The 12137-nt window shown below is 47.9% G+C and carries 10 protein-coding genes; all 10 read right to left on the minus strand.

The genetic code is table 11. From position 1 onward, the window contains the following. Positions 1 to 483, minus strand: a 483-nt coding sequence (locus tag H8876_RS01230) for a hypothetical protein (RefSeq protein ID WP_249286203.1), incomplete at its 3' end; no start/stop codon positions are given. 109 nt (positions 484 to 592) lie between these two features. Beyond that, positions 593 to 1213, minus strand: a complete 621-nt coding sequence (locus H8876_RS01235) for a hypothetical protein (protein WP_249286204.1) — start codon at positions 1211 to 1213, stop codon at positions 593 to 595. A gap of 718 nt (positions 1214 to 1931) precedes the next feature. Further along, positions 1932 to 4778, minus strand: coding sequence for an SbcC/MukB-like Walker B domain-containing protein (locus H8876_RS01240; RefSeq protein WP_249286205.1), 2847 nt, complete (start codon positions 4776 to 4778; stop codon positions 1932 to 1934). Further along, positions 4775 to 6040 carry an exonuclease SbcCD subunit D gene (locus H8876_RS01245; RefSeq protein ID WP_249286206.1) on the minus strand — a complete coding sequence of 422 codons (1266 nt, stop codon included), beginning with the start codon at positions 6038 to 6040 and terminating at the stop codon, positions 4775 to 4777. Before H8876_RS01245 ends, H8876_RS01240 begins: the two co-directional genes overlap by 4 nt. 649 nt (positions 6041 to 6689) lie before the next feature. Then, positions 6690 to 7649 carry a phosphate acetyltransferase gene (gene pta, locus H8876_RS01250; protein ID WP_249286207.1) on the minus strand — a complete coding sequence of 320 codons (960 nt, stop codon included), beginning with the start codon at positions 7647 to 7649 and terminating at the stop codon, positions 6690 to 6692. Between the two features lie 174 nt (positions 7650 to 7823). Continuing rightward, a complete protein-coding gene (locus H8876_RS01255) occupies positions 7824 to 8102 on the minus strand; it encodes a hypothetical protein (RefSeq protein WP_249286208.1) in 279 nt (92 codons plus the stop codon). Further along, the gene (locus H8876_RS01260) at positions 8026 to 8469 is read right to left on the minus strand and encodes a DUF4186 domain-containing protein (protein WP_249286209.1); all 444 of its coding nucleotides are present in this window, start codon (positions 8467 to 8469) and stop codon (positions 8026 to 8028) included. Before H8876_RS01260 ends, H8876_RS01255 begins: the two co-directional genes overlap by 77 nt. Positions 8470 to 8505: 36 nt before the next feature. After that, a complete protein-coding gene (locus H8876_RS01265) occupies positions 8506 to 9786 on the minus strand; it encodes an ATP-binding protein (RefSeq protein WP_249286210.1) in 1281 nt (426 codons plus the stop codon). A 155-nt stretch (positions 9787 to 9941) separates the two neighbouring features. After that, on the minus strand, positions 9942 to 10133 hold the full coding sequence (locus H8876_RS01270) for a hypothetical protein (RefSeq protein ID WP_249286211.1): 192 nt from the start codon (positions 10131 to 10133) through the stop codon (positions 9942 to 9944). 81 nt (positions 10134 to 10214) lie between these two features. Further along, entirely contained in the window at positions 10215 to 12086 is a 1872-nt protein-coding gene (locus H8876_RS01275) for a flavin reductase (RefSeq protein ID WP_249286212.1), read from the minus strand. Positions 12087 to 12137 lie beyond the last annotated feature (51 nt).

Raw genomic sequence — 12137 nt, forward strand, 5'->3', positions numbered from 1 at the left:
AAACTGAACATCTATTGTTTTTGATGCCACATCTTTTTTTCTTTCAGCCTTAGTAAACTTTCTATAATGATTCTCATCTGCAAGATATTTGCAAAGCTCCTCTGAGGATGAAGTCAGCTCTTTGAACTTTTTCTCATTAATCAATGAAAGATTATAGAAACTCAGTCCTTTGGTTTGTTTATTGCATTTATTGAGCAGATTCATATCAAGAACAAACAAATCAAGTGCTTCAAACTTTAAAAGTGGTACAGGATCAAACTGGCAGATTTCATCAAAGGACGCAACAAATTCTCCATCATTCCCCTGTATACTATTAAGTTTCCACAACCGTTTTACCGAAGCCGGTTTTGTTTCATTTTGCAACTTAATGAAGGCATAATCCCCAATCTGGAGTTCTCCCAAGAGTCCTCGATTGGGTGTTGTATATACCAGTTTTTTTGTATCAGCCTGACTATTCATTTTTCCGAAAAATACTCTTGCCATTTATATGTCCTCCAAACATACCATCAATCAATTTTTACTATTTATTATAGCATAGCGGTTTGAAGCAAAGAAATATGTTTTTCAATGCTCCTAATTCAACTAGTTTTATTTACCAGTCCTCTCCCCCGTCTCCATCATCACCGCCGAATCCAAAGGGATCATCCAGGTAGTCGCTGCGAGTATCCCAGTCGAAGGGATTGCCACTGTGGAACATGATATCATCGTCGATGGCTTCTTCCATGTCAAGAGCGATGCGGTCATCATCTTCATAATTGCCCGATGGCGGTATGTAGAAAGTGCTGGAAGAAGCAGCGTAATCGGCGGTAGAGTCAGCAGCGGAGGCTGCTTTGCAGGAAGGTTCAGAGGATGCAGATACTTTGCCAGCACGGGGATCCTTGAAATCCTTTTTTTTCGCATATTCAGGATCGATATCGTAGAGTATCTGGTAGTAGTCCCGGATTTTACGGGAAACGATGCGGCCGTCTTTGAAGCAGGCGGTACGGGCTTCACGGACTTTGGGGTAGTTGCGTTCTCGAAGAGTTCCTGAAGAAAGTAATGCCCTCAGATATGTATCAGCCTCCTTCATCCGAGGGCTTTCGGCCGGTGTTTCGATAAAAGTTTTCAGCAACCGTTCGGTGCGGATATAACTTGCAATCAGCCAGGATGCAACCAAGACCATTATGACCAGTGGAGCAATCAGCATAAATTTTAATACGTTCAGCCAATTCATGTCATACGTCACCCAGGCAGTATGCGTAACAGCCATCAAAATCAGCACGCAAACCAGTAAAAAACCATAAACGGATAAAAACGCACCAATAATACCTAGCAAGTCTTTTCATACGTTATCTTTCGCCTTCTTCATAACACCAGTCCTCTCCCGACGCTTCACTTTAGATTCTATTATTATAACACGTTTCGAGAGCAATGCGATGATTTATAAGTACAAAATCCCGGGCGGTAGTGTACTTGTATTTCATTTGCATATTTATCAATTACATGTGGATCTCTGGTTGAGGGTTTATAGCTTGGTTACCCGGCACGATTTTCTATTTTTGATGGATTTTTTCGAGTCAAAAACAGAAAAATCTGCAACAGAAATCAGGTTGTTTGACGTCTGTTGCAGATCAGGATTCCTGAAGGGTATCTCAGGAAGGTAGTCTTTACAATAATTGGTTTCTGACGAATGGTTTTCGAGACAGTTATGTATAATAATTACGAATATCATATAATTATACGCCCTGTACAGGCATTGGAAGCGCTTAAAGTGTCATCACAACTGGCAACCAAAACTAAATTCTGTTTTTGACTGCAATTAAGCGGAAATCTGCACATTGGAAAAATATTCCTCGCACCGATGCACGTATTTCTTGCCACACAAGTGCCCATGCACGCATCGCCTGGCACCCCAATGATCCAGCATCCCTGCGCCTGTCAAAAGCAGCAGCTTACTCTCCCCGCACTTCCACAAAACTGCCGCCGCTGCGGTCTTTGCGCACCAGGATCTGTTTCTCGATCCGCTGTTTCAGCTCCGGCACATGGGAGATGATCCCCACCAGACGATTGCCGTCCGCCAGTCCCGCCAGAGATTCCATCGCCTGCTGCAGCGATTCCTCGTCCAGCGATCCAAACCCTTCATCCACGAACATGGTGTCGAGGCGGATGCCTCCCGCACTAGCCTGGATCTCGTCCGAAAGCCCCAGCGCCAAAGACAGCGATGCTTTGAAGGATTCGCCTCCCGATAAAGTTTTCACGCTTCGCTGACTGCCGTTGTAATGATCCACTACATCCAGCTCCAGCCCGCTCTGGCTCCGGTTGTTTTCAGCTTCCCGCCGACGTTTCAGCTCATACTGACCGCCGCTCATGACGAGGAACCGAACATTGGCCCGCGCGATGATCCTGTCAAAATACGCCATCTGCACATAAGTTTCCAGCATGATCTTCTCCTTGCCAGCAAGCGTGCCACCTGCCGTATCCGCCAGTGCCTTGACCCACCGCCACCTGGTCTCAACCTCTTCCAGCTGTGCCTGTCGCTCCTGGATCTTCTCCAAAGTCGTCTGGTTCGCCGCCACTCGCACATGGATCTCCTGCCGCCGGCTTGAAATCACCTGCATCTCATCCGCCAGTGATTTGCGCCGCTTTTCCTCTGACTCAAAGTCGACATCATCGTGCTCCGCCAGCTGTCTTTGCGCCTCGGCGATCGTTGCCTCCAGCGCCGCCAGAGTTTTCTCGCTCTCGTGACAAGCCTCCTCCGCCCCGGCAATATCATCGGCCAGCGCCTTCTGTTCCTTTACAAGGTTTCGGATCGCGGCCTCAGCCTCGGACTTATCCGGATATGCCAGTTTTTCCTGCAAAACATCGCGCTGTTTTTCAGCGGCTTCCTGCCGTGCTGTCAAAGAGGCTTCCGCCGCTTTTAATTCCTGCAAAGCAGCCTCCGTCTGTCCGATTTTTGTTTCCGTCTCCGGGATCTGCAGGCCCAGTTCATCTCGCCGTTTTCTCCGCTTCGCCGTTTCCTTCAGTTCTTCCTGCAAAGCTTCCAGCGCGGCTTTTATCTCCTGCTGCCGCGCTTCCAGCATTTCCTGGATATTTGAGTCGGAAGCGGCACAGATGCCGCTTCCGGCGATTTCTTCGGAATCATTGCCGACTGCAAGCCCTGTATCCATGGAATCATAGCAACCATCTCCCAGCAATTCAGAAGCCATTTTCATTACCAACTGTTCCTGCCCCTCTAAGCGACCGCGAAGTTCTCCGGCTTTTCGGCTGGCATCGCCAGCTTTCTTTGCAGACTGATCCGCCAGTTCTTCAGCTTGTTCCAGTTGTTCCTTGGTCGGTGCTTCTGTTGAAATGTTCGCAGGATGAGGGTGATGCGTCGCACCACAGACCGGACACGCCTGACCATCTATAAGATCCTGGGCCAGGATTCCCGCCTGTTCGTCCAGGTATGCCTTTCGCATGTGATTATAGGAATCCTGCGATTTTTCCGCAGTCTCCTGTATCGCACGGTACTCCTGCTGTGCCTTGCTCAGCTTTTTATCTATCTGATGCAGATGGGCAAGCTCCATCTGCAGTCCGTCCAGATCCTCGACTCGCTGCTGCATTTTATCCCTCTGTGCCGTCAGCTTCGCTTCCTGTTCGCCTGCATCCTGCAGGGATCCCAATTCCTGTTTCTGTGCCTGAAGGGTGATTTGCAGCGATTCCAGTTTCTCGCTTTTATATTTGAGATCCCGTTGATTATCCGACGTTTTTCGGCTTACCTCTGTAACTTCGCTGATCAATTCATCCAGTCGTTCGTACTCCAGGATCTGAGCTTTTAAATCCGCCGCCTTCTGAGTCAGCTCTTCGATTTTCGGCTGCTGCAGCTTCGCCTTTTTAAGAGCTTCCTGACATGCAGATGCCCTGTCGATTTCATGCTGTTGCTGCGCTTTCGCAGATGCTAAAGACGCCTTCTGCTTCTTCTGTTCGGCAGCCACCGTCAGCGTTTTGTCTGACGATGAGATCTTTTCAGAAAGATCCTTTTCCTGCCGCTCCAAGCCACTTTCTGACATTCTGTCAGAATCGATCAATTGTTTTAAAAGCTCTGCGATTTTTGCCACAGGGATCTGGTGCTCCCGTGCCTGTAAGACCATATCAAAGAGTGGATCCTCCTCCCCGCAGAGGATCCCTTCCACATATTGATCCGTGCTGGCAGAAGCCCTTTCAAATTCCTTTCGCAGCTGACCGGACGCCTGTTTCAGTTCCTCCTGCAGGCTCTGATAGAGATGAGTGTGAAACAGCTTCTGAAAGATCTTTTTTCGCTCTTCCGTGCTGGCAAAGAGCAGCTTGCGAAAATCGCCCTGGGCGATCATGGCGATCCGTGTGAACTGACTGCGGTCGATGCCCAGGATCTCGACGATCTGCTGGTTTACATCCTTTTGTCTTGTGATGATTTTACCGTCTGGAAGGGTCAGTTCCGCATCGGATTTCTGCAGCGTAAATCCCTCACCGCGGGCTTTTGGACGGTTGTATTCCGGGTTACGGCGAACGCGATATTCTTTGCCTCCCAGCACAAAGCTCAGTTCCACAAAAGTCGGCGTTTTCTCGTCTGCATAGTTAGACCGGAGCATGGAAGCTTCCCGGATCTCACCACTGGCTTCTCCGTAAAGTGCGAAAGTGATCGCATCAAATATGGTCGTTTTTCCTGCACCGGTATCTCCTGTGATCAGGTACAGCCCTCGCTCTCCCAGGCTGGTAAAATCCACTTCGGTGCTCCCTGCATAAGGGCCGAAAGCGGACATGATAAGTTTCAACGGTCTCAACTTGCTCCCTCCTTTCTCCATATGCTCCCGATAAGTTCTGTCAGGAACTGTTCCTGTTCATCCGTTAATGGCGCATTGTTCTGCAGCTCATAGAATTCTGCAAAAAGCTGACCCGGTGTCTTATCTTCCATAGTGGATGCTCCCTGGATCTCATTGCTGCTCCGGGTTCTCCGGTTGTCGTAGTCCAGCTTCATCAGGTACGGATAGATGACCCGCAGTCTGCCCATTGCTTCCGGGATATCTTCCTCATCAGTCAGCGTGATATGGACATAATCAGCGGGATACGATGTGTTTTCATAGAAGTTTTTCGCAGTCAGTTCTTCGTAGGTTCCTCGGAGTTCAACCATATCCCTCAGAGGTTTCAGCGGGATCGTTCGGATGTCTTTCTTGCCCTTTTCTCCCAGTTCCACTACTGTGATGGATTTTTCGTGATTCGCCTCGGAAAAAGAGTATTTCAGCGGGGTCCCGCAGTAGCGGATCAGAGGAAGTCCCGCAGTCGATACGCTCTGATCCGAACCGTCACCCGCTTCCGGTATCAGGCTGCCACCGCCCATATTCTGCGGCCGGTGGATATGCCCTAAAGCTACATAATCGAAGTCTGAAAAGACGGCGGCATCCACGTTATCCGTGCCGCCGACACTCAAGGAAGTCTCTTCCGAGTCAGATCTTACTGCGCCTGTGACAAACTGGTGAGTCACTAGCACATTTCTATGGCTCGGATCGATGTCCATGCAGGTGATCGCTACACGGATAGCATCGGTATAGGTTTTTATTTCGGGGGCAGCTGCCAATACAGTTTCCGGGACGGATCCCGATCGCGGCGCAGCCGCCTCCGCCTCAAAAAAACGCCGGACGTGTGCCGGCTTGACAAACGGCAGCAGGAACACGTCTACCGTGCCCAACTCATCTTCTAAATGGAGCGGAGCGACCTTTGCATCAAATACCGGTGCAAAATGTATCCCGCTGCCTTCCATGAGTCGCCCGCCGAATGCCAGCCGCTCTGCCGAATCGTGGTTGCCGCTGATAATAAAGGTCTGCAATCCCCGCCGCGACAGATCGACCAGAAACTCGTCAAACAGTTCCACCGCCTCTGCAGGCGGCACCGGTTTGTCATAGATATCCCCAGCCAGGATCACTCCATCCGGCTGTTCCTCATCGATCCGCTGCAGGATCTGCTTCAATATGTACTTCTGGTCTTCCATCATGGAAAACTCGTTGACCCGCTTGCCAAGATGCAGGTCCGATAAATGGATCAGTTTCATGCTCGATCTTCCTTCACGCCGACGTCTCGGCGCTCCTTTCGTGGTTACAGTATACCATCTCACCGGTTTACATGCCAGCCTCACTCCTTTTTACATGCCGACCTCACTCCTCTTTGCATGCCGACCTCACTTCTCTTAGAACGGATAAAATACCCTGATTCCTCCTGCAAAGGCTCCTCCGGACAGTTTCGGTCAGGCAAGCTTTTGCGTTTCACGAAAAATAACGCAATCGAGGCTGTGTTTTGTAACCGGGATATTTTATTTTCTAATAAATTGCCTTTCACTGTGGTTTACTAACTTCAATGTCATTCTAGCACCATAATAAGCAGGAATCCTGTCCTTGAACTATCCTATTACGTAATATAATTTGTGATCGTGGTATTCTGGCAATCACATTACAAGGTCCCTAGCCGCAAACTATCTTTTCGGGCCAGCTGTAATACCATTTGCGGTATTTTTTCTGTTTTCGATCCCCTAAAGCGATCACAAGAAACGATTCCGGACAGCCGATAGCTGACTGGCAGCAACCCTCAGCCAAACTCTTTGCAGATCAAAAAGGAACCCCGCGTCAAACGCGGGGTTTTCTCTCTACAATAAAAAACCGGTCCTGCGGGGATCGGTTTTTGTATCTTCTTTATTCTGGATCGGCTTAGCTTAAAGCAGCTGTTACCAGTGCCATCTTGTAAACTTCCTCAGCGTTGCATCCGCGGGAAAGGTCGTTGATCGGAGCGTTCAGACCCTGCAGAACAGGACCGATCGCTTCGTATCCGCCCAGACGAGCAGCGATCTTATAGCCGATGTTGCCGGCATTGATATCAGGGAAGATGAATGTGTTCGCCTGTCCGGCAACCGGAGAGCCTGCACACTTGACCTTAGCAACTTCCGGTGCAACAGCAGCGTCGAACTGAAGCTCGCCATCAACAGCCAGATCCGGAGCAGCTTCCTTGATTTTCTTGGTAGCATTGGCAACCAGAGTAACCATATCGCCCTTGCCGGATCCGTAAGTGGAGTAGGACAGCATTGCAACCTTAGGATCGATTCCGAAAACCTTGGCAGTTTTAGCAGTTTCAACAGCGATCTCTACCAGTTCGTCTTCGTTTGGCGCGATGTTGATCGCACAGTCACCCATAGCCAGCTTCTGATCATCCTTTACCATGATGAAGCAGGAGCTTACGATGTTGTTGCCAGGCTTGGTCTTGATCAGCTGCAGAGCCGGACGAACCGTATCTGCTGTAGAATAAGTAGCTCCGCCCAGCAGGCAGTCAGCCTTGCCCATCTTTACCAGCATAGTGCCGAAGTAGTTGCCCTTGGAAAGTGCGTCACGAACCTGTTCTTCCGTCATCTTGCCCTTTCTCAGTTCCACCATTTTCTCTACCATTGCGTCCTTATCTGCATAACGTGCCGGATCGATGATTTCACATTTGCTGATGTCATATTTCGCATCGGCAGCAGTCAGCTTTACTGCGTCCGGGTTGCCCAGCAGGATTACGTTCAGAATGCCTTCTGCAGTCAGCTTTGCTGCAGCATCCTGGATCCGCGGATCAGTACCTTCTGTGAAAACAATCGTCTTCGGGTTTGCTTTTAACTGTTCAGTCAGTTTTGTAAACATTGTCTTCCCTCTTTTCTAATCATATAAAATCATTTAGTGGCATACTGGCGAGGGATATGCAGCCTCGCCTATACACATTTATTTTATCGGTTTCCTGTATTCTTTTCAAGGATTTTTCTGGAAATTTTATTGAAAAACTTATTCCGGCCCGGTATTGTGATCCGGTCACATGCATCACGCACTCTGCTGTCCTATAAAAAAAGAACCGGTTCGATCATCGCTGCTGCCGCCTTTGCTGCTGCCGCCAGAAAATCTCCCCGATCCTTTTTCTTTTTCATATTCCCGCTTCCAGTCCTTCTTCCGCGGCCGATCTTTCGCCGTCATGTGTTTTCCAGTCCGAAATCCTGGTGCCTGGTACGCTTTCACAAGCTCCACTTTAGTCATGTCGATCACCATCTTCTTTTTCTGTTTCGGCGCCGAAGTCGGCATAGCGCCTGTCTTTTTCTTTCCCATAAAATCCTCCTGTTTTTTCGTATTCCCGGCAGATCCAAGCCATCAAAAGATTGACGATCCTGCGCTGCTGATCTTCGGTGAGCCCCCTGCACTTGGGAACTCTGTACCATTTTTCCAGACATCCCCGGCAGCAGCAGGCACATGCGTGCTGTGCGAGAAATACCGGATGACCTCGCATTGGAGTCTGCTTCCCGTCGTTAGGGATCTCTGCCGGTGCAAGCCGCGTTGCAATAAAATTCTCGGCATGGCTGCGAATGGTGTCCATACCTTTTTCTGTAATATAGTCCCGATCCTTCTGTGTCAAATGGAATTTGGCACGGAACCGGGACATTTGCAGTTTGGCAAGTGCCTGATCGATGGTTTGCATATGATTTTCTTTCTATTAAGAATAGATCGTGCTGTGTTATATGACATAAAGCGGCAAGTCCACCAGTCCGTCATGTTCTTTATAATCTGCCATAGACGCTCGCGCCGATATTTTCGGGGCGTATTTGTCCCGGTAAGATTTTAAACTCTTAGCACGTAAATTGATTTCAGCTTTTACTTCCAGCGGTATGATTTTTTCTCCGTCATCAATCAAAAAGTCGATTTCACAACTCCCCCTATCGTTGGTATAATAATATACTCCGAGATCTGGATTCGTTACCAGCTGCTGGAGCACATACTGCTCTGTCAAGGCGCCTTTAAATTCCACAAACAAATCATTGCCATCCAGCAGAATTTTCTGATTCAGCCCCGCTAATGCACCTAATAAACCCACATCAACGAGAAACAGCTTGAAGGCTTTCAAGTCTTCGTATGCCTTTAACGGTAAATGAGGTGTCGTGATCCTGCTGACTTTATGAACAAGACCACAGTCCGACAGCCACATGATAGCGGTTTCATATTCTTTTGCCCTGGCGCCCTCCCTGATCAATCCATAAAGGAACTTTCGATTTTCCTTCGCCAGCTGAGAAGGAATGCTGTTCCAGACCATACGGATCTTAGGAACGATATTAGCCGGAGCATGTTTGGAAAAGTCCTGCTCGTATGCGGCAAGAATACGGTTCTGTATATTCCGAACCTCTGCAAAATCCTGTTCTTCCGAATAGCTGACTACCGCTTCCGGCATGCCTCCAACATAGTAATATTCCTTGAGAGCATCCACATAGATCTGTTTAAAAGAAGCGATCATCTGATAATCTTTTTGATCGATCAGCTCAGCATACAGCTCTTTTCCTGTCGCCATCAAAAACTCTTTATAAGAAAGGGGGTGAAGTTTGAGAAACTCCACTTTCCCTACGGGAAAAGATGTCCCGTCATGCAAAGCGATCCCCAACAGCGATCCGGCGCAAATAATATGGTATTCCGGAGTATCTTCACAAAAATACTTCAGACTAGAGAGAGCTTTTGGAACTTCCTGAACCTCATCGAATATGATCAAAGTGTTTTCAGGATCGATTTTCTTTCCCGCATAGATCTCAATGCCGCGAAGGATACGCTGCGTATCAAGATCTGCAGAAAACAATTCCGCTACTCGGGCATTTGAATCAAAGTTGATATAAACAATATTCTGATATTCCTGCCGGCCAAACTCCTTCATGATCCAGGTTTTTCCCACCTGTCTCGCCCCTTCTATGATAAGAGGTTTTCTGTTTTTTTTATATTTCCAGTTTCGTAAGTCTTCTATCGCATATCTATACATAGCCAACACCTCCTGCAAACCTTCATAACCATATTATATACCGATTCACACTTTTTACAACGTAAAAATGTTATTTCTTACACTTTTTACAACGTAAACCGGGACGTTTGCAGTTTGGCAAGTGCCTGATCGATGGTTTGCATATGATTTTCTTTCTAGCGATAAAACATTCCTTTCGGGCTCCATGGTTTCGTCAACTGGATCGTCGGCTTGGATTCCGTTTCAACCCAGACAGCCTCGCCTTTTGCTACCATAGATTCCGCCTTTGCAAAAGAACAGCTTTGAGGAAGTGGCACGCCATGCATATTCAGTACGCACACAAAAAACGATTTTTTTCTCGGTTTCATAGGTTCCTCCTTTGCAGAATGTCGGATGTAACTATATATTCTAAAAAAATCCAGCGATTCCAATAGTCCTCTACAAAAGCCTTATTCGAGCTTCGAGAAATCTGCTGCGCCATGTTTACAGAGCGGACAGATAAAGTCTTCCGGCAGATCCTCGCCTTCGTATATATATCCGCAGATATCACATACCCAGCCTTTTTTATCGGTTTCCGGTTTTGGCTTCACATTGTTCTGATAGTACGTGTATGTCATCGTTTCGATATCAGAAAGCTTGACGCTCTCCGTCACTTCACAGATGAACATGATATGAGTTCCCAGATCCACCATTCCCGTTACGTTTCCGGAAATATATGCATTGGCATGCTTTGTCAGATACGGCAGTCCGTTGACCGCTTTCGCCTGATGCTCGTAGCCGGCAAATTTATCTACATTTTTACCCGACTGGAATCCAAAGTGTTCAAAGATCTTGAACGTGGCGTCTTCCGAAAGCACAGAAACATTCAGTCTGCCCGTATTTTTTATGACTTCGCAGGAATAATTAGCTTTGTTCACGTTCACTGCGATCCTGTTAGGATTATCACTCACCTGTGTTACCGTGTTGACTATGAGACCATTGTCCTTTTTTCCGTCATTACACGTAACGACATAAAGACCATATCCGATCTTGAAAAGTGCGGTCGGATCCAGTTCCGCCTGCGTCTTCGCGCTCACCGGCAGATATCCCTTTGACAGTTCGTCGGCCAGTGCATCTATCTGCGCCGTGCTTTCCTCATTGAGAGCAGACAGGATCGTCACGTTGTTCTTCGCTATGGTCATATGCTTCATGTCTTCGAAATCAGCCTTCATGATCTTGTTGGCAACAGGCGCCCAGGATCCATTTTCGATAAATGCTACTGTTCTTTTCTGGAAATTTCTTTCCTTCAGCTGATCGATAAAATAGCGCATGAACGGGAATATCTCGGAATTATACGTCGTGGTAGCCAGTACCAGCTTGTCGTATCGGAAAGCATCTTCGACCGCTTCTGCCATATCGCATCTTGCAAGATCGTTGACCGCTCCCACAGGCACACCTTTACGTTCAAGCTCTGATACCAGAAGCTCTACGGCTTTCTTCGTGTTGCCATATACCGATGTATAGCAAATGCATACACCATCGGTTTCAGGTTCATAGCTGGACCATGTATCGTACAGATTGATGTAATATCCCAGATTTTCTGTCAGAACAGGTCCGTGAAGCGGACAGATCTTCTCGATATCCAGACCTGCAGCTTTTTTGAGTATACTTTGCACCTGGGCTCCGTATTTGCCTACGATACCGATGTAGTATCTTCTGGCTTCGCAGGCCCAGTCTTCCTCTGCGTCAAGGGCGCCGAACTTGCCGAATCCGTCAGCTGCAAAGAGGATCTTCTCCGAAGATTCATACGTCATCATTACTTCCGGCCAGTGTACCATCGGCGCGAACACAAACGTAAGCTGATGGTTTCCAAGATCCAGAGTATCTCCGTTTTCTACCTCCAAAGTGTTTTTTAGATCCATCCCCGGGAAAAACTGGCGGATCATCTTGAAGGTCTTCTTGTTGCCGACAACTGTGACATCACCGTATTTTTCCAGGAACGCCTTGATGGATGCCGAGTGATCCGGCTCCATGTGCTGGATGATAAGATAGTCCGGCTTCCTGCCTCCGGTCGAATTGTAACTTCCCTGCCTGGATGTGAACATAGCCGGCGGAACAGCAAGATAATCAAGCTTTCTGCCGCTCAGGACGGCATCTATGTTTGCAAGCCATTCCTCGGTTTTCTTCTTGTCAATCGTATCCATGATGGCGATCTTGTCATCGATGATCGCATATGAATTGTACGCCATGCCATTGGGAACGATATACTGACCTTCGAAAAGATCCACATCATGATCGTTAGCACCTATATTGATAATCGTGTTCGTAACATTAGTCGTCATGTTTTGTACCCCCTATACCTGTCTCTTATACACATCTGACGCTGCCGACGA

This window comes from Lentihominibacter faecis (assembly GCF_014306095.1).
Lineage (GTDB): Bacteria > Bacillota > Clostridia > Peptostreptococcales > Anaerovoracaceae > Lentihominibacter > Lentihominibacter faecis.

What these genes read in the sequence shown, in the direction of transcription:
- pta (WP_249286207.1), bottom strand. Translation starts at nt 7,649, where the DNA reads ATGTTTACAAAACTGACTGAACAGTTAAAAGCAAACCCGAAGACGATT.
- H8876_RS01255 (WP_249286208.1), bottom strand. Translation starts at nt 8,102, where the DNA reads ATGGGAAAGAAAAAGACAGGCGCTATGCCGACTTCGGCGCCGAAACAG.
- H8876_RS01260 (WP_249286209.1), bottom strand. Translation starts at nt 8,469, where the DNA reads ATGCAAACCATCGATCAGGCACTTGCCAAACTGCAAATGTCCCGGTTC.
- H8876_RS01245 (WP_249286206.1), bottom strand. Translation starts at nt 6,040, where the DNA reads ATGAAACTGATCCATTTATCGGACCTGCATCTTGGCAAGCGGGTCAAC.
- H8876_RS01270 (WP_249286211.1), bottom strand. Translation starts at nt 10,133, where the DNA reads ATGAAACCGAGAAAAAAATCGTTTTTTGTGTGCGTACTGAATATGCAT.
- H8876_RS01235 (WP_249286204.1), bottom strand. Translation starts at nt 1,213, where the DNA reads ATGAATTGGCTGAACGTATTAAAATTTATGCTGATTGCTCCACTGGTC.
- H8876_RS01275 (WP_249286212.1), bottom strand. Translation starts at nt 12,086, where the DNA reads ATGACGACTAATGTTACGAACACGATTATCAATATAGGTGCTAACGAT.
- H8876_RS01265 (WP_249286210.1), bottom strand. Translation starts at nt 9,786, where the DNA reads ATGTATAGATATGCGATAGAAGACTTACGAAACTGGAAATATAAAAAA.